The organism is Inquilinus sp., from assembly GCF_039594555.1.
Classification (GTDB): Bacteria; Pseudomonadota; Alphaproteobacteria; order DSM-16000; family Inquilinaceae; genus Inquilinus.
The window spans coordinates 1-22,931 of record NZ_JBCNNF010000010.1 but is presented as its reverse complement, the minus strand read 5'-3'; the positions used below and the strand labels follow the sequence as shown (position 1 = coordinate 22,931).

The 22,931-nt window shown below is 70.5% G+C and carries 22 protein-coding genes; 3 read left to right on the top strand and 19 right to left on the bottom strand.

All coding sequences use genetic code 11. The annotated features are described in order from the left end of the window. Nucleotides 1–11: 11 nt before the first annotated feature. Nucleotides 12–515: a MarR family transcriptional regulator gene (locus ABDW35_RS02165; RefSeq protein ID WP_343712200.1), complete on the top strand. Its 504-nt coding sequence runs from the start codon at nt 12–14 to the stop codon at nt 513–515. A 25-nt stretch (nt 516–540) separates the two neighbouring features. Here the strand turns inward: ABDW35_RS02165 and ABDW35_RS02160 are convergent, their stop codons facing one another. From ABDW35_RS02160 to ABDW35_RS02135, 6 genes are all read right to left on the bottom strand, one after another. Continuing rightward, nucleotides 541–2,082, bottom strand: a complete 1,542-nt coding sequence (locus ABDW35_RS02160) for an indolepyruvate oxidoreductase subunit beta family protein (protein ID WP_343712199.1) — start codon at nt 2,080–2,082, stop codon at nt 541–543. A gap of 5 nt (nt 2,083–2,087) precedes the next feature. Next, nucleotides 2,088–4,241, bottom strand: a complete 2,154-nt coding sequence (locus ABDW35_RS02155; protein ID WP_343712198.1) for an indolepyruvate ferredoxin oxidoreductase subunit alpha — start codon at nt 4,239–4,241, stop codon at nt 2,088–2,090. Nucleotides 4,242–4,415: 174 nt separating this feature from the next. Continuing rightward, on the bottom strand, nt 4,416–5,624 hold the full coding sequence (locus tag ABDW35_RS02150) for an FAD-dependent oxidoreductase (RefSeq protein WP_343712197.1): 1,209 nt from the start codon (nt 5,622–5,624) through the stop codon (nt 4,416–4,418). 13 nt (nt 5,625–5,637) lie between these two features. Next, nucleotides 5,638–5,961, bottom strand: a complete 324-nt coding sequence (locus tag ABDW35_RS02145) for a MocE family 2Fe-2S type ferredoxin (protein ID WP_343712196.1) — start codon at nt 5,959–5,961, stop codon at nt 5,638–5,640. An 18-nt stretch (nt 5,962–5,979) separates the two neighbouring features. Next, complete coding sequence (locus ABDW35_RS02140; RefSeq protein ID WP_343712195.1) at nt 5,980–7,065, bottom strand: fatty acid desaturase family protein; 1,086 nt, start codon at nt 7,063–7,065, stop codon at nt 5,980–5,982. 143 nt (nt 7,066–7,208) lie between these two features. Continuing rightward, nucleotides 7,209–8,282, bottom strand: coding sequence for a LacI family DNA-binding transcriptional regulator (locus ABDW35_RS02135; RefSeq protein WP_343712194.1), 1,074 nt, complete (start codon nt 8,280–8,282; stop codon nt 7,209–7,211). Between the two features lie 325 nt (nt 8,283–8,607). On the opposite strand from ABDW35_RS02135, the gene ABDW35_RS02130 reads away from it, so the two are divergent. Further along, nucleotides 8,608–8,856: a hypothetical protein gene (locus ABDW35_RS02130; RefSeq protein WP_343712193.1), complete on the top strand. Its 249-nt coding sequence runs from the start codon at nt 8,608–8,610 to the stop codon at nt 8,854–8,856. 100 nt (nt 8,857–8,956) lie between these two features. On the opposite strand, the gene ABDW35_RS02125 is transcribed toward ABDW35_RS02130, so the two are convergent. The 8 genes from ABDW35_RS02125 to ABDW35_RS02090 all read right to left on the bottom strand — a co-directional run bounded on the left by ABDW35_RS02125 (nt 8,957) and on the right by ABDW35_RS02090 (nt 16,969). Further along, nucleotides 8,957–9,328: a hypothetical protein gene (locus ABDW35_RS02125; protein ID WP_343712192.1), complete on the bottom strand. Its 372-nt coding sequence runs from the start codon at nt 9,326–9,328 to the stop codon at nt 8,957–8,959. Between the two features lie 136 nt (nt 9,329–9,464). Continuing rightward, nucleotides 9,465–9,845 (bottom strand): response regulator, encoded by a 381-nt coding sequence (locus ABDW35_RS02120; protein WP_343712191.1) that lies wholly within the window; start codon nt 9,843–9,845, stop codon nt 9,465–9,467. Nucleotides 9,846–9,969: 124 nt separating this feature from the next. Continuing rightward, nucleotides 9,970–10,602, bottom strand: a complete 633-nt coding sequence (locus tag ABDW35_RS02115) for a response regulator transcription factor (RefSeq protein WP_343712190.1) — start codon at nt 10,600–10,602, stop codon at nt 9,970–9,972. Beyond that, nucleotides 10,599–12,221: an ATP-binding protein gene (locus ABDW35_RS02110; protein WP_343712189.1), complete on the bottom strand. Its 1,623-nt coding sequence runs from the start codon at nt 12,219–12,221 to the stop codon at nt 10,599–10,601. Before ABDW35_RS02110 ends, ABDW35_RS02115 begins: the two co-directional genes overlap by 4 nt. A gap of 126 nt (nt 12,222–12,347) precedes the next feature. Continuing rightward, a complete protein-coding gene (locus ABDW35_RS02105) occupies nt 12,348–13,859 on the bottom strand; it encodes a sugar ABC transporter ATP-binding protein (RefSeq protein WP_343712188.1) in 1,512 nt (503 codons plus the stop codon). 2 nt (nt 13,860–13,861) lie between these two features. Beyond that, a complete protein-coding gene (locus tag ABDW35_RS02100) occupies nt 13,862–14,833 on the bottom strand; it encodes an ABC transporter permease (RefSeq protein ID WP_343712187.1) in 972 nt (323 codons plus the stop codon). Next, nucleotides 14,833–15,879 (bottom strand): ABC transporter permease, encoded by a 1,047-nt coding sequence (locus ABDW35_RS02095; RefSeq protein ID WP_343712186.1) that lies wholly within the window; start codon nt 15,877–15,879, stop codon nt 14,833–14,835. Before ABDW35_RS02095 ends, ABDW35_RS02100 begins: the two co-directional genes overlap by 1 nt. Nucleotides 15,880–15,946: 67 nt before the next feature. After that, a complete protein-coding gene (locus ABDW35_RS02090; RefSeq protein WP_343712185.1) occupies nt 15,947–16,969 on the bottom strand; it encodes a sugar ABC transporter substrate-binding protein in 1,023 nt (340 codons plus the stop codon). Between the two features lie 168 nt (nt 16,970–17,137). Between ABDW35_RS02090 and ABDW35_RS02085 the strand changes: the two genes are divergently transcribed. Further along, complete coding sequence (locus tag ABDW35_RS02085; RefSeq protein WP_343712184.1) at nt 17,138–17,890, top strand: GntR family transcriptional regulator; 753 nt, start codon at nt 17,138–17,140, stop codon at nt 17,888–17,890. 14 nt (nt 17,891–17,904) lie between these two features. Here the strand turns inward: ABDW35_RS02085 and ABDW35_RS02080 are convergent, their stop codons facing one another. The 5 genes from ABDW35_RS02080 to ABDW35_RS02060 all read right to left on the bottom strand — a co-directional run. Next, on the bottom strand, nt 17,905–19,233 hold the full coding sequence (locus ABDW35_RS02080; RefSeq protein WP_343712183.1) for an MFS transporter: 1,329 nt from the start codon (nt 19,231–19,233) through the stop codon (nt 17,905–17,907). 40 nt (nt 19,234–19,273) lie between these two features. Next, a complete protein-coding gene (locus ABDW35_RS02075; protein ID WP_343712182.1) occupies nt 19,274–20,338 on the bottom strand; it encodes an Ldh family oxidoreductase in 1,065 nt (354 codons plus the stop codon). Continuing rightward, nucleotides 20,338–21,444 carry a mandelate racemase/muconate lactonizing enzyme family protein gene (locus ABDW35_RS02070; RefSeq protein ID WP_343712181.1) on the bottom strand — a complete coding sequence of 369 codons (1,107 nt, stop codon included), beginning with the start codon at nt 21,442–21,444 and terminating at the stop codon, nt 20,338–20,340. The genes ABDW35_RS02075 and ABDW35_RS02070 overlap by 1 nt, the downstream gene beginning before the upstream one ends. Before the next feature lie 31 nt (nt 21,445–21,475). Then, entirely contained in the window at nt 21,476–22,153 is a 678-nt protein-coding gene (locus ABDW35_RS02065; RefSeq protein WP_343712180.1) for a GntR family transcriptional regulator, read from the bottom strand. Between the two features lie 98 nt (nt 22,154–22,251). Continuing rightward, nucleotides 22,252–22,931, bottom strand: a 680-nt coding sequence (locus ABDW35_RS02060) for a GMC oxidoreductase (protein ID WP_343712179.1), incomplete at its 5' end; no start/stop codon positions are given.

The window sequence follows — 22,931 nt, the reverse complement described above, 5'->3', positions numbered from 1 at the left end:
AGATGGGAGCGATGACCGACAGATTTGCCGGAACGGTGCTGCGTCGGCCGGACCAAGGCGACACCCGCCCGACTCTGGGCGAGATCGGCCTCAACCAGTTCGCGCCCTATCTGATGAACCGGGTGATGGCGCGGTGGAACGCGAACATGTCGGACGCGCTGAAGGCGCACGACATGACCACCACCAAGATGCGGGCGCTCGCCATCCTCAGCATCTCTTCGCCGCTGACGATCAACGAGCTGTCGGTCTATGCAGTGACCGAGCAGTCGACCATGAGCCGCACGCTCGACGCGCTGGAGGAGCAGGGCTACATCCGCCGGCAGCCGCGGGCCGAGGACATGCGGGTGCGCGACATCGCCATCACCGAGAACGGCCGCGCCGTGTTCGATGCGGTGTGGCCGACCATGTACGCGCTGCTGACGCAGATGTTCGAGGGCGTCGACGGCGACGAATACGTCGCCTTCGTCGCCACCCTGCACAAAATCCTGCGCAACATCCGCAAGCACGAGATTTGACCGGCTGAGGGCGGAAGCCCCGCCGTTACAGCGTCGCGATCGTCTTCAGCGCGCCATCCAGCGCCGTGCCATCCTCATCGGCCAGCGCCGCCTGGCGCAGCCGGCGCAGCCAGGCGGCGCCGTCGTCGCGGCCGACCAGCAGCGGCAGGCCGGACAGCGCCCGCTCGAACTTCGACTCGCCGCGGGCATGGGTGTCGGAATAGCCCTTCACCAGCCGCCGGCATTCCAGGACCTCGACCGCGAGATCGTAGTTGACCCGCAGCACGTCCATCGCGGTGGCCAGCCAGGCGTCGCGATGCGCCGTCTCGCGCGCATGGCGCAGCGTGCCGCGGCGGACCCGGCGCAGCGCCGACACGGCCTGCAGCCCAAGGAACCAGAACACCGTCCCGGTGCGCACGCGCCGGCCGCGGCTGACCAGCCGGTCGAGCCGCGCGAACAGCGCCGGCCGCGCCTCGATCCAGGCGCCGAGCGGCCTCGGCAGCGTGCCGCAGACCTCCTCCATCCGCGGATGCATGTATTCCGTCGCATAGACGATCTGGTCCGGCCCGGCGCCGACCTCGTGGCGCACCCTCTCGAACCGGCGCGACCGGACCTTCAGATCGGCGACGCGGATCGGGTCGTCATAGGCCATGGCGACCGCCACATGCTTCGCCGCTGCCAGGGTGAAGGTGCAGCCCTTCGCGGCGCCGCCATGGGTCAGGTCCCCGGCGTGCAGCCGGGCCAGCAGGGTCAGGTACTCGTCGGCATAGGCGGGGTCCTGGTAGTCGGTCAGCCGCTTCACCCCCGCGAACAGCATCGGATGCGCCTCGGCCGGAAACTCCCGGGCGATGCGGGCGACCAGGCGGTCGAGAGCAGGATGCCCGGCAGCGGTCGGCAGGGCGTCGAAGCGCTTTCCCGGCGCGCGGGTGACGGCCTCGGGGGCCGGAGCGGCGGCCCGGTCGCAGGCGGCGCGGAAGGCGGCGAGGCTCGGCTCCACGCCCCGGCCGCCGGCGCGGATCGTCGCCTCGAACGCCTCGCGCGGGAAGGGCAGCGCGCCGGCCCCGGCCAGGGCGCCGAACATGGCGGCGGAGATCACGCTGCCGCTGCCTGCGGCCACGGCCTCCATGGCGAAGGCGATGGTGCGCCGGGCGGCGAAGTCGGTGGCGTCGACCACGGCCATCGGGTCGGCCGTGCCGTCCCCCGGCTTCGCCTTCTCGGCCACGGCGAAGGAGCGGTGGGTCGAGGCGATCAGCGTCGTGCGCTCCGGCGTGACCAGGCCGCGCAGCACAGCGCGTCCGGCCTCCATCAGCTCGGCGGCCATCACCACGTCGACATCGCCCGGGGTCGGCATCAGGGCCAGCACGGGCGTCGCCCCCGGCTTCGCGGCGATCATCTCGATATAGTAGATCGTCGCGCCGGTGCGCTGCGCCACCCCGGGGACGGAGGTCGACTGGCCGGCCCAGCCTTGGCTCTCGGCCAGCGCGACGATCCAGTCGGCCAGCACCCCGCCGCCCTGGCCGCCCATGGCCAGGATGGCGACGGCCAGCGGCCGGTCCTGCGACAGCAGCGAGCGCTCGGTATCGGTCATGGCGCTCATTCGGCGAAGACGATCCGGCGGCTCTCGCGGCGGCGCTGCAGCCAGCCGATCACCGCCCCGCGCAGCCGTGCCAGCAGCCGGTCGACCCGGCTGGGGTTCTGGATGATGTCGGCGCGGTAGAAGGACGGGCATAGGATCGCCGCCTCCGACACCTCGCCGCAATTGCCGCAGCCGACGCAGGACTGGTCGATGGCGGCCACCGGATCGTCCTTCAGCGGGTCGTCGGTGTGCTTGACCGACAGGGACGGGCAGCCGGACAGGCGGATGCAGGCATGGTCGCCGGTGCAGACATCCTCGTCGACGCCGAAGCGCTGGCGCACCACGCGCCGGCCTTCCTTCACCGCGCGGGCCAGAAGCGGCCGGACCCGGCGCTGCTTGTTCAGCATGCATTCGGAGGAGGCGACGATGATCTTCGGCCCCGGCTCCGGCGTCGTCAGCGCCTTGCGGAAGGTGTCGCGCAGCCGGCCGACATCGTAAGTCCGGTCGATCTGGCGCACCCATTTGGCGCCGACGCCGCGCACCGCATCGGTGATCGCATTGTTGGTCTGGCGCCGCGGATTGTCGGCGCGGGAGGAGGGGATGTCCTGCCCGCCGGTCGCGGCGGAATAGTAGTTGTCGACGATCAGGATCACGCCGTCATGCTTGTTGAACACGGCGTTGCCGATCGAGGAGGCCAGGCCGTTGTGCCAGAAGCCGCCATCGCCCATCACCGAGATCGCGCGCTTGTCGGCCTTGACATTGAAGGCCGAGGCCGAGGCGGGGCCGAGGCCGTAGCCCATGGTGGTGGCGCCGATGTTGAAGGGCGGCAGGATCGAGAACAGGTGGCAGCCGATATCGGCCGAGACGTGGTGCTGCCCCAGCTCCTTCTCGGTCAGCTTCAGCGCGGCGAAGATCGGCCGCTCGGGGCAGCCGGTGCAGAAGCCGGCCGGGCGTGCCGGCACCACCTCGGCCAGCGCCTTGACCCGTGGGTCGGCCAGCACGGCCGAGGCATCCGGCGGTGGCGGGCGGTTGCCGAGCAGCGCCGGCGCATGGGCCTCGAGGAAGGCCGACAGGCCCTTCATCAGCACCGGCGCGGTGTATTCGCCGCCCATCGGCAGCACGTCCTTGCCCGCCACCCGGGTCTGGATGTCGCGGCGCTTCAGGATGGCGTTGAGCGACTGCTCGATATAGTCGGGCGAGCCCTCCTCGACCATCAGCACCGCGCGCTTGGTGGCGCAGAAGGCGGCCAACTCGTCGTCGATCAGCGGGTAGGCGACGTTGAGGACATGGATCGGCATCAGCGAGCGGCCATAGACATCGGCCAGGCCCAGCAGCTGCAGCGAGCGCATCAGCGAGTTGTACAGCCCGCCCAGCACGACGATGCCGACATCACCGCCCGCCGGGCCGAAGGTCTCGTTCAGCCTCCGCTCCTTGATGAACTCGACCGCCGCCGGCCAGCGCCGCTCGATCTTCTCCTTCTCGTGCAGGAAGGAGGCGGGCGGCAGCACGATCCGGTTGGTGTCGCGGACCGGGTTCTCCATCGCCTGCTTCAGGGTGAAGGCCGGGCGCCGGTTGTCCTTCGCGGTGAACTGGCCGTGGACATGGCAGGTGCGGATGCGGACCTGCAGCATCACCGGCGTGCTGGAGGCCTCGGACAGCTCGAACCCGGCCTCAACCGCCCGCACGATTGACGGCAGGTTCGGGCGCGGGTCCAGCAGCCAGATCTGCGACTTCATCGCATAGGCGTGGCTGCGCTCCTGCATGATCGAGGAGCCTTCGCCGTAATCCTCGCCGATGATGATCAGCGTGCCGCCGGTGACGCCGCCGGAGGACAGGTTCGACAGCGCGTCGGCGGCGACATTGGTGCCGGCGGTGGATTTCCAGGTCACGGCGCCGCGCAACGGATACATCACCGAGGCCGACAGCATCGCCGCGGCCGCCGCCTCGGAAGCCGAGGTCTCGAAATGGACGCCGAGATCCTCCATCACGTCCCGGGCGTCGGACAGCACGTCCATGAGGTGGGAGATCGGCGAGCCCTGATAGCCGCCGACATAGGCAACGCCGGATTGCAGTAGCGCCTTGGTGATCGCCAGGATGCCTTCGCCGCGGAAGACGTCGCCGTCCCCGAGCTTCAGGTCCTCGACCTCCCGTGCGAATGAGCGCTCGGCCATGGCGTTGCTCCCGGCGGCCCCTGCTGCCGCAAAATTATTTGCAAAATCATATTTTGGGCCGAGGGGAAGTCAACATGGATCGGCCGCGCCGCGGGACGCCGGTGGCCGGGACGATCGCCGCAAGCATGCGCCGACAGTCGATCTTCGCTTCGACGGTGAGGCCGATCCGGTCGGTCAGGCGGCCAGCAGCGACTTCAGCCGGACCGCCGGAGAGGCGAGCGCGCCGGGGTCGGGCGCGGCACGCCGCGCGATCAGCATCTCGGCCAGGCGGATCTCGCGCGCGATCCTGCCGAGCGGGCCGAGGCCGCTGGCGGCGACCAGCCGGCCATCCGCCGCCAGATGGAACAGCAGCCGCGCGCCGTCGCCGAGATCGCGTGCCACGGTGACCGGGCCCTCATCGGCCAGGCCGGCGATCTGCAGCGTCAGCTCGTGCTGGTCCGACCAGAACCAGGGCACCGCGGCGATCGCCTCGCCACCGCCCAGCATGGTCCGCGCGGCCAGCACGCCCTGGTCCAGGGCGTTGCGCCAGGCCTCCAGCCGGATGCGGCGGCCGGCATAGAGCGGATGGGCGCAGGCGGCGCAATCTCCGGCGGCGAAGATGTCGGGATCGTTCGTGGCCAGCGTCGCGTCGACGGCGATGCCGTTGTCGATGGCCAGGCCGGCGGCCTCCGCCAGCGCCGTCTCCGGCACCGCGCCGATGCCGGCGATCACCGTATCGGCGATGATCCGGCCGCCATCGGCCAGGACGATGGCGCCGTCCGGCTCGATCCGGTCGACGCCGATGCCGGTGCACAGCGCGACCCCGGCGGCGCGGTGACGGTCGGCGATGGCGGCGGCCAACTCGGCCGGGACGCCGCGCGTCAGGATGCGGGGCAGGGCCTCGATGACGGTCACCGCACAGCCCCGCGCCGCCGCGGCCGCCGCCAGCTCCAGCCCGATGAAGCCGCCGCCGATGATGGCGATCCGCGCGCCGGGGCGCAGCCGCGGCCGCAGCGCCAGCGCATCCTCGAAGCGGCGCAGATACCGGGCCTGCTCATGGCCCGGCACCGCCAGCCGCCGCGGCCGCGCTCCGGTCGCCAGCAGCAGCCGGGAATAGGGCAGGGCGCGCCCGCCGGCCAGGGTGATGCTTCGGGCGGCGCGGTCGATCGCCGTGACCTCGGTGCCCAGGATAAGCTCGATCCCCAGTGCGGCGGCGCGGTCGCGATCCAGAACGGTGGCCGGGGCCGGCTCGTCCTCGGCCAGCAGTACCGCCTTGGACAAAGGCGGGCGCTCATAGGGTGGGCGAGATTCGGCGCCGATCAGCGTGACCGGCCCGTCCCAGCCCTGCTCGCGCAGGGTGATCGCCGCCCGCGCCCCGGCCTCGCCGGCGCCGACGATCACCATCCCGTTCATCCGTCTAGGACCCGGCCCGCAGATAGACCCGGCCGCCCTCCACCTTGACCGGGAAGGTCCGCAGCGCGGCGCAGACCGGCGGGCTCAGCGCCTCGCCGGTGGTGAAGTCGAAGCGGCCATTGTGCAGCGGGCATTCGATCACCGTGTCCATCACCAGCCCGTCGGCGAGGTGGACGAACTCATGCGTGCACAGCCCGTCGGTGGCGAAGTAGCGGTCGTCCGCGGTGCGGTAGATGGCGAAGGTCGCGCCGCCGTGATCGAAGCGGATCACATCCTCCGGCTCGATGTCGTCCGTGGCGCAGGCATCGATCCAGGCATTCTCGGCCATGACCGTCCTCCCTCTCTGTTATTCCGCCGGGGCCGGCTGGGCGGCGCCGAGCGCCGGGCCCGGCGACGCCCCGGCCGGCAGGGTCCGCACCACATGATAGCGCGGATCGCGCCGCTGCCGGATCAGGGTCGGGATGATCTCGCGATAGGCGGCCCAGCAGCTCGGATAGGGCGGCGGGCAGTCATGCTTCATCGCCGCGTGCAGCTTCGGCAGGGCGTGATAGGGCACGGTCGGGAACATGTGGTGCTCCACATGATAGTTCATGTTCCAGTACAGGAACCGGAACACCGGGTTCATATAGACCGTGCGGCTGTTCAGCCGGTGGTCCAGCACGTCCTCGGCCAGGCCGGCATGCTGGGTCAGGCCGAAGAACAGGGTCATGCCCCCGCCATACAGGGTCGGCAGCCCCACATACATGGCAGGCAGGATGCTGCCGAAGGCCAGGCAGGCGGCGATCACCGCGGCGAAGATCGCCAGGTAGATCCGCGCGACCAGGAACACCTTCGGCCGCTCCATCCGCGGGATGAAGGTCTCCTCCTCCGCCGTCAGCCGGCCGGCCGCGTGGAGGAACAGCTTGCGGATCGCGACCTGGCTGGCCTTCAGCATGAAGATGTTGAGGGCGATCTTCAGCAGGCTGGGCGGGCGCGGCGAGGCGATCTCCGGGTCGCGGCCGACGATGATGGTGTCGGTGTGGTGCCGCGTGTGGCTCCAGCGCCAGACCGTCGGCTCACGCAGGATCATGAAGCAGGCGATGTGGTAGACGGCGTCGTTCATCCACCGGGTCTTGAAGGCGGTGCCGTGGCCGCATTCGTGCCAGCGGCTGTCGGAGGCGGAGCCGTACAGCACGCCATAGGCCAGGAAGAACGGCACCGCCCACCAGCTGCCCCAGAACACGCCGCCCAAGATTCCGGTGACGGCCAGGGCGGCGAACCAGATCAGCGTGTCGCGGATCGCCGGCCCGTCCGACCGCCGCATCAACTCCTTGAGCTCCTTGCGCGGGATCGGGCAGGCGTACCAGGCGGCGCCGGCCAGCCCGGCCTCGACCGCCCGCCGCGCCTCCGCCCCGACCAGGCTGTAATCCCTCCGGCCGATCTCCCCGGGCATCGCATCCTCCCGCATCGCCCCGCCTGCCGCGGGTGTCGGGAAAAGCGTAATCCGAGGGGCGCGGCCGGCTCAATGCGGGGGTGATCGAATCTATCCGGCTTCATCACGGCGACGCGATGCCGATGATGGATTCCCGCCACGCCTCACGCCGGGTCGACATTCTCCGGGACATAGATCCGGAACGGCAGGATGCGCTGGCGCAGCCCCGCCAGCGGGCCGCCCGCGGTCGCCTCGATCATCGCGGCGACGGCGGCGGCGCAGAACTCGTCGACCGGCAGGGCCAGCACGGTGCTGATCGTGCCGTCGATCAGCGCAGCCCGGGTCACCTCGGTCAGCTCGTTGCAGACCACGGCGAGGCCGCCGCGGTCCTCCTCGCGCAGGGCGCGGATGATGCCCTCCCGCCCGCCGCCGGCGTCGTACAGCCCGACCAGATCGGGGTATCGCTGCAGCAGCTCCAGGGTGAAGGGGTAGGCGACGGTGGGATCATCGAGGTTCACCGCGGTCTCCAGCAGCTGGAAGTCGCGGGCATGCTCGCGGAAATACGAGCGGAAGCCGATTTCGCACATCTCCTGGCCGAGATAGCGGTGGCTGCCGACGAAGACGGCGACCGGCCCGGGCCGCGCCGCCGTGCGCGCCACCAGCCAGGCGGCGGTCCGCCCCAGCTTGCGGCTGTCGAGGCCGACATAGCCGGCCCGGTCCGGCGCCGACAGGTCGGAGAGCAGGGTAAAGACCGGAACCTGGCGGGCGGCCAGCTCCGACACGGCCCTGGTGACATGCGGGTGGTCGACCGCCACGCAGGCGACGGCGTCGCAGTGGCCGCCCAGGCGCAGCAGCTCGTCGGCGATCCGCCGCGGCGCCAGCTCGTCGACATAGACGACCGCCGCCTCGCCGCGGACGTCCCGGGCCTCGGCCGCGGCGCGGCCGGCGGCGGCCCCGATCGCCTGGTAGAAAGGGTCGCCGCTCTTCTGCAGCAGGAAGCCGAAGCGCCGTCGCGGCCGCGTCGCCGCCAGCAGGCGCTGCCGGATCAGGCCCGAGCCGTGATAGCCGATGCGCTCCGCGGCGGCCAGGACCCGCTCCGTCGTCGCCTCGCGCACCGGGCGCCGGCCGTTCAGCACGCGGTCGACGGTCGCCACCCCGACGCCGGCCGCCGCCGCGACATCGGCCAGCGTCGCCCTGCCGCGCGCACCGGACCTCTCCGGATCCACCGGCTTCGACATGTCGGGCCGCCTGATGAGAGTCTATCCAAATCCATCCTGCGAGGCCGGGGAGCATCATTCAAGCGCCCGGCCTTTTTTCGCGGAGGGCAGCCAGTCTCGGAAGCTGCCGCCTTGGACCGCCTGACAACGCCTCACGACGGCTAACGGGCGCTCCGCGCGGCCTCCATCCCAAACCAAGGTATAGGTCCGGCCAACGATCGCAGAGTCCTCTAGACCCTAGGTGCGATGGAGCGGCATGCCGCTTCGCCCTAGCCTCTGATCGAAGACAAGGCGCCGCGCATCGCCGAACCGATGCCGGGCGCCAGGCCAGGAGAGGAGGCACGTCATGGAGCCGGCACGGACAACCGATCCCCTCCCGCAGCCGCAGGCCACCCGCCTCACGGCTGCGATCTGCGGTTTCGCCACGCTGGCGATGGTCATGGTGCTCGGCTTCTCGGTCTTCACCGACGCGCCGGCCGGGGAGGCGCCCATCGCCGTCATCACCCAGCCGCCGGCCGCCGATCTCGCCGCTTTCGCGGACGCCGCGCCGTTCGATCCTTCGGGCTGTCCCACGGTGATAGCGTCGCGCCGCTGAGCGGCCGGGCGCCGGGTCAGCCGCGGCCGCTTTCCATCAAATATGCCGATGAACCGCGGGGCGATCGCTTGCCCCGCGGTTCTGCTTTTGCGGATTCCGGTCAGCCGTGGCAGACCTCGGCGGTGCCGTCGAGGACGATCGTGCCGCCGTCGGCCAGCGGCGTGGGCTCCGGCCCCGCAGCCGCGATCCAGAGGTCGACGGCCCGCGCCGATGCGCGCAGGCAGAGGAGGCGGTCCGTCATCCCGTCCATGCCGGCCCGGTCGCGAAGCGCAAGCCGGATCTCGAACCCGGCCGCCGGCATCTCCTCCGCCGCGCCGAGCGGGTGCCGGGCGCAGGACAGGTGCAGCAGGTCCAGCCGGCGGCGGCCCGACGCGTCGGGGTTCGACGAGACCGAGAGCCGCCAATCGAAATACTGGGCATCGCCGGTTTCGGCCTGGCGCCGGATGAAGGCACCCGATCCGCTCCAGAACATCGCCGTCTCCTGTGTCGTTCGGACAGTCACAGGATGGCGGAGGTGCCGGCGCCGGCCCATTCCACTGTGGTTTGCGGCGGCAGGCGTTTCGCTGGCGGCGGATAGACCTAGGTATAGGTCGCCTGCGGTCTCGGCATCAGTACGGCCGTGCCTCGTGCAGCGCCGAGGCCAGGCAGCCGATCAGAACATCAGCGTCGACGGGCTTCTCCAGGAAACCGTGGGCGCCGCCGGCCAGGGCCTTCGACCGCGTCGCGTCGTCGGTGTAGGAGGTCATGAAGATCATCGGCGACGGCGCACCTTCGGCGTTCAGCCGGGCCTGCAGGTCCAGCCCGGTCATGCCGCCCATGCGCACGTCCACCACCATGCAGTCCACCGCGTTCCGCCCGGGGAAGCCCAGGAAGTCCTCCGCCGAGGCGAACGGCAGCGCGCGATAGCCGAGCGAGGAGAGGAGATCCTCCAGCGCCTCGCGGATCGCGTGGTCGTCGTCGATGACGGCAATGACGGGGGGCTGGGACACGGTACCTCGGCGGACGACAGATTGGGCCTCAAGCCCGCCTGTCTTAGATAGGCGCGATGTCCCCGGCCGGATACCATACATAGGTGCAGGACGAAGCGGCTGTCCGTTCAGCCCGATCCAGCGGTCAGCGCTGCAGCAGCTCCGCCTTCCGCACCAAGTCGGCGACGGAGCGGACCTCCATCTTCCGCATGACGTTGCCGCGATGCAGCTTGACCGTGATCTCGCTGATGCCGAGCTGGCCGGCGATCTGCTTGTTCATCAGCCCCTTGACCACCGCCGCCATGACCTCGGCTTCGCGCGGGGTCAAGGTGGCAGCCAGCGCCGCCGCCTGCTTCGCCGCCGCGGCGTCCTGGCGCTGCGCCCGGTCCTGGTCGATGGCGGCGGTCACCGCGTCCAGCATGTCCTGGTCGCGGAAGGGCTTGGTCAGGAAATCCAACGCCCCTGCCTTCATCGCCCGCACGCTCATCGGGATGTCGCCATGGCCGGTCATGAAGATGATCGGGCGGGTGTTGCCGCTGCGTTGCAGCTGGGCCTGCAGGTCCAGCCCGCTCAGCCCCGGCAGGCGGACATCAAGGATCAGGCAGCCGGGGCGGTCCGTCGGGGCGGCCTCCAGCAGCTCGCGGGTCGACCCGAAGCTCTTCGCCTCGATCCCGACCGAGCGCAGCAGGTCGGTCAGCGCCTCGCGGATGGCCTCATCGTCATCGACAATCAGGACGAGCGGCCTTTCGGCGGCCGCGGGTTTGGCTGGTGCTGTCATGATGCCTGTACGGCGTCCCGGTCCACCGGCAGCGCGAACGCGAACACCGCTCCCCCCTCCTCGTGGTTTGCCGCGGTCAACCGGCCGCCATAGCTCTCGACCGTCGAGCGGCAGATCGCAAGCCCCATCCCCATGCCGCCGCGCTTGGTGGTGAAGAAAGGCTCGAACAGCCTGGCTTGGGCATCGTCGGCGATGCCGCGGCCACGGTCGCGGACCGAGACGCGCACCTCCGGCGCATCCGGCCCGGCCGGGCCGTCGACGCCGACCGTCAGCTCGCGCGCCGCGGCCGGCGTGTCGGCCATGGCATGGACGCCGTTGGTCACCAGGTTGATCAGCACCTGCTGCAGCGCCACCCGGTCGGCGCGGACCGGCGGCACTGTCGGTGCGAAACGCGTGACCACCCGCGCGGCATGGGACTTCAGCTCGGTGTCCAGAAGCGCCAGCGTCTCCTCGACCAGCGCGGGCAGGTCGATCGCCGCGTCCCTGCGCTCGTCCCGCACCAGCTGGCCGCGCGTGCGCTGCACGATCTCCGCTGCCCGTCGCCCGTCCCGCACCGTCCGTTCGGCCGCCCGGATCGCGGCCTCGACATCGGGCGGGTCCTTACCCAGCCAGCGCAGGCAGGTCTGGGCGTTCATCACCACGGCGCCCAGCGGCTGGTTGATCTCATGCGCGATCGAGGCCGACAGCGCGCCGACCGTTGCCGCGCGCGACGCCCGTGCCAGCTCGGCCTGAACCGCCATCTGGGTCTGCTGCAGCTGCTCGCGCTCGGTCACGTCGACCATGCCGACGACGACGCGGCCGAACTCGTCCGCCTCCTCGGGGAAGGAGATGCCGAGGAGGACGGTCCGCACCGAGCCATCCGCTGCGACCAGCTTCGCCCGGCCCTCGAACCGGCCGTGGCCCTTGGCGACCGCGGTCAGGACCTCCAGCAGCGCGGGGTCGCCGGCCGGCAGGAAGCGCTCGATCGACCCCAATCCCTCCGCGCGCGACCGGATCCGCAACAGCTCGGCCGTCGCGTCGTTGATGTCGACGGTGCGGATCAGCCGGGCGCAGTCGCGGGTGAACTCCGGATGCTCCCGGGCATAGGCGGCCAGGTCGCGGACGCCCTGGTCGCGCAGCGCCGCGAGACGGTCGCGGACCGCGGAGAAGTCCTGTTCCCACAGCGAGAACCGGGCCTGCTCGAAGATCGACCGGTAGCGCGTCTCGCTGCGGGCCAAGGCGGTGTGCGCCCGCATCAGCGACCGTTTCGACGTCTGGTCGCGCAGCAGCAGGGCCGCGGTGACGATGATGGCCGCCAGGGAGATGCCAAGGCGCGTCATGGCGGAGACATCCGCGCCCAGGCCATGCGAGAGGCAGAAGGAGAGGACCGTCAGGCCGGCGCAGGCCAGCGCCAGCAGGATCAGGCCGCGCCGCGGGATGGCGTCGGCGGCGACCAGCATCACCAGCACGTAGAGGACGGCGATGGCCCCGGTAACGTCGGTGTAGGTGTCGACGACGAAGACGGCCGCCCCCAGCAGCAGCGCCAGCAGCCGGTACCAGCGGCGCCGGCCGGGCTGGATCCGCCCCCAACCCGGACCGACCCCCACGGCGCCGGTCCATTCTGCGGTGTCGCGGCTCATCGGCGAAGGCAATCCAGGCACTCAATCGGCATGAAGAAAACGGCGGTGGCCAGCCTGACGCGGCGGGCCGCCAACCGTCAAGCGCTGCACCGCCGCAATTCGCTACGCCTGTAACCGGACGACCCGCTACGCGGCTTCCACCCGGTGGATCAGGTTCATGATCCCCTCGCTCATCGCCCGGTAGTCGCGGGTGTTGGTGATCTCGCCCTCGATCCGGTAGGCGTTCATCACCACGATGCGGTCGGCCAGGGTGATCATCTCCGGCATGTCGCTGGTGATCAGCAGGATCGCGGTGCCGGTCTCCGACAGCTCGCGCAGCAGCTGGTGCAGCTCGGCCTTGGTCTTGATGTCGATGCCGACCGACGGCTCGTCGACGATCAGCACCCTGACCCCGGCGGCCAGCCATTTGGCGACGCTGATCTTCTGCTGGTTGCCGCCCGACAGATTGCCGACCAGCTGGCCCAGCGACGGGGTGCGCACCGCCAGGCGCCTGATGAAGGGCTCGGTCTTCGCCCGCACCATGCCGTCGGTCAGGAAGCCCAGGCGGCCGGCCAGCCGGCGCCACACGGTGATGCCGGCATTCTCCAGCACCGAATGCATCAGCACGAGGCCTTCCTGCTTGCGGTCCTCGCTGACATAGCCGATGCCGACGCGGTGGATGGCGTCGGCGACGTCGCGGATCTTCGCCGGTTTGCCCTCGACCTCGATTGTGCCGGCCGTCACCGGGAATTGGCCGAGGATGCATTTCGCCAGCTCGGTCCGTCCGGCGCCGACCAGCCCGTACAGGCCGACGATCTCGCCCCGGCGCAGGGTCAGGTCGACGTCGCGGTGGCCCAGCCCGGTCGATACGCCCTGCAGCCGCAGAGTCGCCAGGGCCTGGCTGTGGTCGCGCGACGGCCAGTCGGCGATCAGCTCGCCGCGGCCGATCATCAGCCGCACCAGGTCCGGTCGGCCCAGCCCTTCCATCGACCGGCTCTCGCAGGCGTTGCGGCCGTCGCGCAGCACCGTCACCCGGTCGCAGATCGCCTGCACCTCCTCCAGCTTGTGGCTGACGAAGAGCATGCTGACGCCCTCGTCGCGCAGCCGGCGCAACAGGCCGAACAGGATGTCGGTCTCGTGCGGGGTCAACGCCGCCGTCGGCTCGTCCAGCAGCAGCACGCGGGACTTCAGCGACAGCGCCTTGGCGATCTCCACCAGCTGCATCTTGGCGACGCTGAGCTGCGACACCGGGATGCGCGGGTCGATGTCGAGGTCCAGCACCTTCAGCCAGTGCCGCGCGGTCTCATTGACCTTGACGTAGTCGACCCGGCGCAGCGGATGCCCCGCCAGCTGCTCCAGCGCGATGTTCTCGCCGACCGAGAAGCGCGGGATCAGGTTGCGTTCCTGATGCACCACGCCGATCTGGTGGGCGGTGGCGTCGCGCGGGCCGCCGAACTCGACGGGTTTTCCATCGAGCAGCAGCTGTCCCTCATCGGGCCGGTGCACGCCGGTGATGATCTTGATCAGCGTCGACTTGCCGGCGCCGTTCTCGCCCAGCAGGGCGTGGATCGACCCCGGCTCCAGGGTCAGGGAGACGCCCTGCAGCGCCTTCACGCCGGGGAAGAACTTGCTGACGCCCCGCGCCTCGAACACCGGCATGGTCAAGCTCCCGCCGTCGCGGCCTTGCGCAGCCGCAGCTCGCGCAGGCGGTTGATGCCGACCGCCCAGAGGATCAGGACGCCGAGCACGACCTGGACCAGGAAGGGGTCGATGTTGAACAGCACCAGGGCCTGGGTGATGATCGCGACGATGACGACGCCCAGCAGCGTCGCCGACACGCTGACATGGCCGCCGGACAGCACCGCCCCGCCGATCACCGGCGCGGCGAAGGACAGGATCAGCCAGTCGTCGCCGATCGTCGGCTGGCCGATCTGCAGCCGCGCCACCAGCAGGATGCCCGCGAGCGCCGCCAGCAGGCCGGAGATGGCATGGGCCGCCACCACGGTGAAGCCGACCGAGATGCCCGACAGCTCCGCCGCGTGCGAATTGCCGCCGACCGCCAGGATGAAGCGGCCCAGCGCCTGGCGGTTCAGCAGGAACCACAGGCCCACGGCCACCACCGCCGTCGGCAGCACCAGCCAGGGCAGGGGGTCGATGAAGGTGGTGTTGCCGAAGGCCTTCACCGCATCCGGGATGCCGTAGAAGGGCTGGGCCTGGGTGATGCCGAGATTGATGCCCTTGAACATCGACAGGCTGGCCAGGGTGATGACGAAGGCGCTGATCCCGGTCCAGGCGATGAACGCGCCGTTGACCATCCCGGCGCCCAGGCCGATCAGCAGGGCCAGCACGGCGGCCACGGGGGCGGGCAGGCCCCAGACCTGCATCATCCCGGCGAAGCTGATGGCGGCCAGCCCGCCGATGGCGCCGACCGACAGGTTCATCTGCCCGACCGCGATGATGATCATCTGCGAGAAGGCGATCAGCGCGTTGATCGAGATCGCCAGCAGCAGCACCTGGATGTTCAGCGGCGACAGGAAGGACGGGTTGAAGGCGCCGACGATGACGATCGCCAGCACTGTGACCAGCAGCGGGCCGAACCAGTCGGTCCGGGCGTAGCGGGAGAGGGCACCCATCACACCATCCTCCGGCGCGCCAGGAACGAGCGGCGCGCCATGTCCATCAGCACGGCCAGGAGCAGCAGCAGGCCCAGGAAGGCCTGGACCCAGAATTCGCCGACCTGCAGCAGCAAGAGGCCGCTGGTCAGCAGCGTCACCAGGAAGGCGCCGAGGAAGGTGCCCACCACCGACACCCGGCCGCCGGACAAGAGCGTGCCGCCCAGGACGGGGCCGAGGAAAGCGGGCAGCAGCCAGTCCTGCCCCAGCTGCCCGGCCATCGAGGGCAGGGCGGCGCCGTTGCGCGCCACCAGCATCAGCGCGGCGATCCCGGCCAGCAGGCCCGACAGCGCGTGGCAGGCGATGAAGACGCGGTCGACCCGGATGCCGGACAGGGCGGCGGCCTCCGGCTTCGCGCCGGCGGCCAGCATCTCGCGCCCGGCCACGGTGAAGCGGTACAGCACCACCAGCAGCACGGCGACGACGACGGCCACCAGCAGCAGCGGCGACAGCGTGTTGCCCAGGAATTTCAGCCGGCCGAAGCCGGAGAACACCGCCGGCAGCTCGCGATAGGATTCGCCCCGGGTCAGGAAGATCATCAACCCGAAGAAGATGCTCATGCTGGCGAGCGTGATGATGAAGCTGTGCAGGCCGGAGCGGACGATGGTCCAGCCATTGACCACGCCCAGCGCCGCGCCCAGCGCCAGCCCGCCCAGGATGCCCAGCGGCCAGGGCAGGCCGGCATCCTGGATCAGCCAGCCGCAGGCCATGGCGGCGCTGACGCCGATGGCGCCGACCGCCAGGTTCAGCCCGCCGGTGACGATCACCACCATCATCGACAGGCCGATCATGACGTTGATCGCGGCGGTGCGGCCCAGCGTGAACAGGTTGAAGGGCGACAGGAAGCCGGGGGTCAGCAGGCCGAAGGCGGTGACGAACACCGCGATCAGCACGATCAGGCCGAACTCGTTGGTAAGCCAGAAGCGCGGCCGGCCGGACGCCGCGCGCGGCGTCGCCTGCGGGGACCCGGCATGGGACGGGGGTGCGGCGCTGTCTTCGGCATGCATCGGTCGGCTCTGGGAAACGGTCTGCGGAACCCGGCCGGACCGCGAAGGCCCGGCCGGACATGGCCGCTCAGGACTTGCAGTTCAGATAGGTCGCGTCGAAGCTGGCCAGCAGGTTCTTGGTGATGTCCTGCATGGCGCTGACATAGGTGTCGACCTTGTCGGCGCCGACGAAGACGGTGCCGGAATCGACGAAGTGATTGGTCAGCGCGTTGGTCTTCCACGGCGCGTCGGCCTTGATCGTGCAGCCGTTGCGCAGCCGGTCGACGACGTGGGAGCCGATATAGGCCTGGCCGTACGGGTTCTGCAGCATGGTGCCGTGCAGGAAGCCGTCCTTGATCGCCTTCAGCACCACCTCATCATGGTCGATGGCGACCATCTGGATGCGCTTGTCGCCGATCCGGCGCAGCGCGTTGGCGGCGACGACCGACGGCACCCAGGCTGTGCTGACGATGCCGTCGACATCGGCGGCATGGGCCGCGAGATAGGCGTTGATCTTCTCTTCCGCCGGCTCCGGCGCGTCGATGTCGGCGATCACCTGCACGACCTGCGCGCCCTCTTCCTTCGCCGCCTTCTCCACCGCGTCGATGCGCAGCTGGGTGTTAGGGTCGACCAGGAAGCCGGTGACATGCAGGATCCGCTTCTTGCCGGCCATCGCCTTCAAGAGCTCCTTGGTGCCGAGATAGGCGGAGTTGCCGACATCGGTGCCCAGGCAGAACTGCGCCTCGGACGGGTCCTTCAGGCAGCCGGCGGTGGCGATCACCGGGGCGCCGCTATCCGCCAGCTCGGCCACGGTGCTGACGCTGCCGACCGGGTCGCCGGGGAACACCAGGAAGGCGTTGTAGCCCTGGGTCACCAAGCTCTCGAGCAGCTGGTTCTGGGTGCTCAGCTCCCATTTCTGGGGGACCTTGTAGTCTGCCGCGGCCAGCTTGAAGTCGCGGGCGGCGTCCTTGCCAGCCTGCTCCCAAGCGGCGAAATACGGGTGCGGGCCGCCCGGAACCAAGGCGACGCGGGTGTCGTCGGCGGCGGCCGCGCCGGCCCCCGCCAGCAGCGCCAGGCCGGCCAGAACCGCACTCCGGACATGTCGGGACATCTTCCGAGCTCCTCCCTGAGGTTTCTTGAGGCCGCCAAGGCATCGGCGCACTTGAACGGCGCGGTGGAACGCTAGTATCCAAGTGTGCAAGGCGCAATCGAATTGTGGCCGGTTCGACCGAACAGGTCGGACAAATGGCCGGGGACTGCGCCGTTCGGGGAGGATGAGATGCCGCTGGTCGAACCATCCGAGGCGTCGTCGGCCGTTTCCGCCGAGCCGGAAGAGGCGTCGGGCGGGCTGCAGGCGATTCGCCTCGACCTCGACCGCCGCCTGCCGGTCGCCGACCAGGTGCATGAGGCGCTGCGCCACGCCATCGTCGGCGTCCATCTGCTGCCCGGCACCCCGATCAGCGAGAACAGCATCAGCCGCCAGTTCGGCGTGTCGCGCACGCCGATCCGCGCAGCGATCCAGCGGCTGGCGGAGGAGGGGCTGATCGACGTCTATCCGCAGCAGGGCAGCTTCGTCGCCCCGATCCGGCTGGGCGGAATCGGCGACGCGCATTTCGTCCGCCGGGCACTGGAGGTGGCGGTGCTGCGCGAGACGGCGGAGATCTGGACCCCGGCGATGAGCGCCGCGGCCCGGGCGGTGCCGGCCAAGCAGCGGGTGCTGCTGGAGGCCGGCGATTCGGACGGCTTCCACGCCGCGGACGAGGAGTTCCACCATCTGCTGATGAGCTTCGCCAACCGCGAGGGCGTGTGGACCACGATCCAGACCGCCTGGACCCGGCTGGCCCGCTTCATGCGGCTGTTCGGCAGCCCCGACCGGCTGCCGCTGGTGGTCGAGGAGCATCTCGCGATCATCGATGCGCTGGATGCCGGCAACGCGGCGGAGGCCGAGGCGCGGCTGGTCTACCATGTCGACCGCGCCTTCGTGCTGCTGGACCAGCTGCCTGAGCGCTACCGCCGCTACGTCGTCGACTAGGCCCGCCATGGCGTTCAGTCCGCGCCGGCCACCGACCGGTTGCGGATCGCCAGCACGGCGATGAAGGTGATGGCGCAGCAGGCCACCAGATACATCGCGACGTATTCGGGCGTGCCGCCCGCCGCCGCGACCAAGGCCGAGGCGATGAAGGGCGTCGGCCCGGCGATCAGCATGCTGTTCAGCTCCCGCGTCAGGGCGATGCCGGAGAAGCGGGTGCGGGTCGGAAACAGGTTGGCCAGGAAGGCGCCCTGCGCGCCGGCCAGCCCGCCGAAGCCGATGCCGTAGCCGATGCTCATCGCCAGCGTCGCCAGCACCACGTCGCCGGTGTCGATCAGCGCGAACAGCGGGAAGGCGAAGGCGCCGGTGAACAATGCGCCGAAGGCATAGACCCTGGCGTTGCCGATGCGGTCGGCGACGGCGCCCATGAAGGGCGTCACCACCACGCCGGTGAAGGAGGCGATGACCAGGGCGGTCAGCGCCTGCGTCTTCGGCATGTGCAGCGTGTTGGTCATGTAGCTCAGGCAGAAGGCGCTGAGGATGTACGCGTTGGCGTTGTGGCCGGTGACCGACAGGAAGCCGAACAGCGCCTGCTTCGGCGACTGGCGCAGCAGCTCGCCGAGCGGCACGTGGGCCTCGCGTTTCTGCTGCGCCGCGCGCTCCATCGCCGCGACATATTCGGGTGTCTCGTCCAGCCGCTTGCGGATGTAGAGGGCGACGCCGAACAGCAGGGCCGACAGCAGGAAGGGCACGCGCCAGCCCCAGCCCATCAGCACCTCGTCCGGCAGGGACGACACGGCCAGGAAGCACAAGGTCGCCAGCATGATGCCGACCACGGTCGCCGATTGCAGGATCGCGGTATAGACGCCGCGGTGGCGCGGCGGCGCGTATTCCGCCACCAGCGTCACCGCGCCGGCATATTCGGCGCCGGCGCCGAAGCCCTGCAGCAGCCGCATCAGCACCAGCAGGATCGGCGCGGCGATGCCGATCTGGGCATAGGTCGGCAGCAGGCCCATGGCCACGGTGGCCAGGCCCATCAGCGCGATGGTGAAGATCAGCGCCGGCTTGCGGCCGAAGCGGTCGCCGAAATGCGAGATGACGATGCCGCCCAGCGGCCGGAAGAAGAAGCCGACCGCGAAGGTGGCGAAGGCCGCCAGCTGGCCGCCGACACCGGTCAGGTCGGGGAAGAACAGCTTGCCGATGACCAGGCCCGAGGCGGCGCCGTACAGCGCGTAGTCGAACCACTCGATGACGGTGCCGATGGTGGCGGCGGTGATCGCCTTACGGATTCCCGCCTTGTCCACCGGCGGCGCCTCGGCCCGCGCGCGGATGGCTGCGTCGCTCATGTCGTGCTCCTCCCTTCCTTTGTCTTGTGATGTCGCGTCGTCAGGCCGGCCCGGCGCGGCCGGCCGGGATCGCGATCCCGGCCCGGGCCGCCCGCGCAGCCAGATCCGCCATCAGCTCGGCGGCCACCGGCACGCCGTCGCGCAGCCGCTGCCGCCGGCGCTGCTGCGCCGCTTCGCCGGGCAGCACCACCCGGTCGAAGCCGGGGCGGGGGGCGGAGGCGTGGCAGGCCTCCACCAGCCGGTCGACCTGGCGCCGGTATTCCTCGCGCCCGCCGAAGGCCGCCGGGTCGATCGCCAGCAGCAGCACTGCGGCGCTCCAGCCCTCCGACGGCGAGGCGCGGCCATGGCCGCTGAGGCAGCCGGACAGCAGCTCGACCATCAGGCCGAGGGCGAAGCCCTTGTGCCCGGCCGCCAGCCCGCCGAGCGGCAGGATCGACCCCGGCGGCGTGGTGGCGATGACATTCGGGTCGGTCGTCGGGTTGCCCTGGTTGTCCAGCAGGTCGGGGGCAGGCAGGGGCTCGCCGCGCTGCCGGTGCCCGGCGACGGTGCCGTTGGTCAGCATCGCCGTCGCCATGTCGACCAGCACCGGGTCGCCCTCGGTCGGCGCGCCGAAGGCGACCGGGTTCGAGGTCAGCACCGGGGTGATGCCGCCGAACGGCGCCACGCTGGCATGCGCCGGGTCGGTCAGGGCGATCAGCAGCAGGAATCCGCGATCGGTGGCCCGGCGCAGATAGGCGCCCAGGCAGGCCGTGTGGTGGCTGCGCTGCACCGCCACGGCGCCGAGGCCGAGGCGCCCGGCGCGGCCCACCGCCTCATCCACCGCGCGGCGCATCAGCCAGGGGCCGGGCAGCTTGCGCCCGTCCCAGGTCAGGCAGGCGCCCAGGTCGTTGACCACGGCGGGATCGCCTTCCAGCCGCATGCCGCCGGAGTCGATCTCGCGCAGGTAATGCGGCAGCAGGGCGAGGCCGTGGGTGGTCTTGCCCAGGCAGTCGCCTTCGACCAGCACCTCGGCGACATCCGCCGCCTTGTCGGCCGGCATGCCGGCCTCGCCCAGCAGGGCGCGGGCAAAACCGGTCAGCGCTGCAGCGTCATACAGCGCCGCCATCAGCCGGTGTGCCGGTTGCGGTGGACAATGACGCGGTCGAGCGCCTGCCAATCCCATTCGATGCCCAGCCCCGGCTTGTCCGACGGAATGGCGCGGCCGTTCTCGATCCGGATGTCCTCGGTGGTGACGAGGTCGAGCTGCGGGATGTATTCCAGCCAGCGGCTGTTCGGCACGGCGCAGCACAGCGGCAGGTGCAGCTCCATCAGGAAATGCGGGCACACCGGCACGTTGAAGGCCTCGGCCATATGCGCGACCTTCAGCCAGGGCGTGATGCCGCCGATCCGGCCGACATCGACCTGGACGATCGAGCAGGCGTCACTCTGCAGGTAGTCCTTGAACTGCGAGATGCTGTACATCGACTCACCGACCGCGATCGGCACGCTGGTCGACGCCACCAGCCGCTGATGGGCGCGCACGTCGTCGGCGTGGATCGGCTCCTCGAACCAGGCGATGCCGACTTCCTGGAAGCTGCGCACCCGGCGCACCGCCTCGTCCAGGGTGAAGCCCTGGTTGGCGTCGGTCATGATCTCCCAGGCGTCGCCGACCTGCTCGCGAACCGCCGTCAGGCGGGCCATGTCCTCGGCCACATGCGGCCGGCCGACCTTGACCTTGGTGCCGCCGAAGCCCTTCTCCTTGGCCTGCAGCGCCTCCTCGACCAGCGCCGCCTGGTCCAGGTGCAGCCAGCCGCCCTCGGTGTAGTAGAGCTGGATGCTGTCCTTGGCGCCGCCGGCCAGCCGGTGCAGCGGGATGCCGGTGCGGCGGCTGCGCAGGTCCCACAGCGCGGTGTCGATGGCGGCCAGCGCGATCGAGGTCAAGGCCCCGACCGTGGTGGCATGGACCCGGTAGAACAGGTCGCGCCAGATCCGCTCGATATCGTCCGCCTCGCGGCCGATCAGCTGCGGCGCCAGATGGTCGTCCAGCAGCCGGGCGACGGAGGAGCCGCCGGTGCCGATGGTGTAGCTGTAGCCGGTGCCGACAGCGCCGTCCGCATCGATGATGCCGACCATCGGCGTCTCCTGCAGCTCGAAGGCCTGCACCGCGTCGGTGCGCTTGACCTTGGGTTTCAGGTCGGCCTGCAGGATCTCGACGGAAACGATCTTGGCCACGGGGGATGTCCTCTGCGGTAAGGAGGGATGGTCAGGCCGGCTCGTCGGCCGTCCAGCCGTCATAGCGCTGCCAGGAGGCGCGCAGATGCCGCTCCAGCGCGGCGGCGGCGCCGCCCTCGTCGCCGGCCTCGATGGCGGCCAGGATGGCGCGGTGCTCGGCCAGTGCGGGGGCGATGTCCTGCGGCACCTTGGCGAAGAGCCGGGCGTGGTGCAGGTGGGGATGAAGGTCGCGCACGCTGCGGGCCAGGATCTCGTTGCCGGCGCCGTCCAGCATCGCCTCGTGGAAGGCTTGGTCGGCCTGGTTGGCGGTCAGGTAGTCGCGCGCCTTGCGGCCCAGCCGGCCGCCCTCCATCGCCTCCAGGCTCTCGCGCATCCGGCCGATCGCTGCGGCCGGCTGGCGGCGCGCCACCTGTCGCGCCGCCCAGCCCTCGGCCAGGACGCGATAGGCCAGCAGCTGCTCGAACCAGTCGCGCGGCGGCACCGGCGCCACCGAGAAGCCGGCGAAGGAGGAGGCGGCGACGAGGCCGTCGGCGGCGAGGCGCGTCAGCGCCTCGCGGATCGGCGACGAGCTGACCTCCAGCTCGCGCGACAACGCATCAATGTTCAGCCGCGCGCCCGGCTCATAGACCCGGTCGAGGATGCGCTCCTGCAGCACCCGCATGACCTGGTCCGCCAAGGCGACGCGGGAGATGGCGGCTTTCGGCGGCATGGCGATCCTCCCGACACACCGGCCTGATAGCGGCTGGAGCGGGAGAGAGTCAATCATGCATCATGGATCGTGCATGATTTTGAAAGAGCGACCGCGCCTCAGCGGGCCGCGTCGAGGATCATGGCCGCGCCCTTTTCCGCGATCATGATGGTGGGGGAGTTGGTGTTGCCCGAGGTGATGGCCGGCATCACCGACGCGTCGACCACCCGCAGGCCGTCGACACCGCGGACGCGGAGGGTGCCGTCGACCACGGCCATCGGATCGCTGTCGAGGCCCATCTTCGCCGTGCCCACCGGATGGAAGATGGTGGTGGCGACATCCCCCGCCGCCCTGATCAGCTGGTCGTCGGAGGTCAGATCCAGGCCCGGCCGGAACTCCTGCGGCGCATAGGGGGCCATCGCCGGCTGCCGCATGATCCGACGGACGATGCGGATGGATTCGGCCGCCACCCGGCGGTCCTCCTCCGTCGCCAGGTAGTTCGGGGCGATCACCGGAGGGGCTGCGGGGTCGGGGGAGCGGGCATGGACCGAGCCGCGGCTGGTCGGCCGCAGGTTGCAGACGCTGGTGGTGATGGCAGGGAACGGGTGCATGGCGTCGCCGAACTTGTCGAGCGACAGCGGCTGGATGTGCATCTGCAGGTTGGGCGTCGCATGGCGGTCCGAGGAGCGGGTGAAGGCGCCCAGCTGCGACGGCGCCATGGTCATCGCCCCGCGCCGCAGCAGCGCGTATTCGGCGCCCATCAACCCGCGCCGCAGCAGCGACCGGTACTGCATGTTCA

Bases quoted from the DNA above. Each gene is read 5' to 3' on its own strand.
- ABDW35_RS02165 (WP_343712200.1), top strand. From the start codon at position 12: ATGACCGACAGATTTGCCGGAACGGTGCTGCGTCGGCCGGACCAAGGC.
- ABDW35_RS02155 (WP_343712198.1), bottom strand. From the start codon at position 4,241: ATGGCCGAGCGCTCATTCGCACGGGAGGTCGAGGACCTGAAGCTCGGG.
- ABDW35_RS02105 (WP_343712188.1), bottom strand. From the start codon at position 13,859: ATGCCGGTGTTCGAGGCGCGGGGCGTCAGCAAGTTCTTCCCCGGCGTG.
- ABDW35_RS02100 (WP_343712187.1), bottom strand. From the start codon at position 14,833: ATGGGTGCCCTCTCCCGCTACGCCCGGACCGACTGGTTCGGCCCGCTG.
- ABDW35_RS02130 (WP_343712193.1), top strand. From the start codon at position 8,608: ATGGAGCCGGCACGGACAACCGATCCCCTCCCGCAGCCGCAGGCCACC.
- ABDW35_RS02140 (WP_343712195.1), bottom strand. From the start codon at position 7,065: ATGCCCGGGGAGATCGGCCGGAGGGATTACAGCCTGGTCGGGGCGGAG.
- ABDW35_RS02135 (WP_343712194.1), bottom strand. From the start codon at position 8,282: ATGTCGAAGCCGGTGGATCCGGAGAGGTCCGGTGCGCGCGGCAGGGCG.
- ABDW35_RS02125 (WP_343712192.1), bottom strand. From the start codon at position 9,328: ATGTTCTGGAGCGGATCGGGTGCCTTCATCCGGCGCCAGGCCGAAACC.
- ABDW35_RS02150 (WP_343712197.1), bottom strand. From the start codon at position 5,624: ATGGTGATCGTCGGCGCCGGCGAGGCCGGGGCGCGGGCGGCGATCACC.
- ABDW35_RS02075 (WP_343712182.1), bottom strand. From the start codon at position 20,338: ATGGCGGCGCTGTATGACGCTGCAGCGCTGACCGGTTTTGCCCGCGCC.
- ABDW35_RS02115 (WP_343712190.1), bottom strand. From the start codon at position 10,602: ATGACAGCACCAGCCAAACCCGCGGCCGCCGAAAGGCCGCTCGTCCTG.
- ABDW35_RS02160 (WP_343712199.1), bottom strand. From the start codon at position 2,082: ATGACCGATACCGAGCGCTCGCTGCTGTCGCAGGACCGGCCGCTGGCC.
- ABDW35_RS02095 (WP_343712186.1), bottom strand. From the start codon at position 15,879: ATGCATGCCGAAGACAGCGCCGCACCCCCGTCCCATGCCGGGTCCCCG.
- ABDW35_RS02080 (WP_343712183.1), bottom strand. From the start codon at position 19,233: ATGAGCGACGCAGCCATCCGCGCGCGGGCCGAGGCGCCGCCGGTGGAC.
- ABDW35_RS02090 (WP_343712185.1), bottom strand. From the start codon at position 16,969: ATGTCCCGACATGTCCGGAGTGCGGTTCTGGCCGGCCTGGCGCTGCTG.
- ABDW35_RS02110 (WP_343712189.1), bottom strand. From the start codon at position 12,221: ATGAGCCGCGACACCGCAGAATGGACCGGCGCCGTGGGGGTCGGTCCG.
- ABDW35_RS02085 (WP_343712184.1), top strand. From the start codon at position 17,138: ATGCCGCTGGTCGAACCATCCGAGGCGTCGTCGGCCGTTTCCGCCGAG.
- ABDW35_RS02145 (WP_343712196.1), bottom strand. From the start codon at position 5,961: ATGGCCGAGAATGCCTGGATCGATGCCTGCGCCACGGACGACATCGAG.
- ABDW35_RS02065 (WP_343712180.1), bottom strand. From the start codon at position 22,153: ATGCCGCCGAAAGCCGCCATCTCCCGCGTCGCCTTGGCGGACCAGGTC.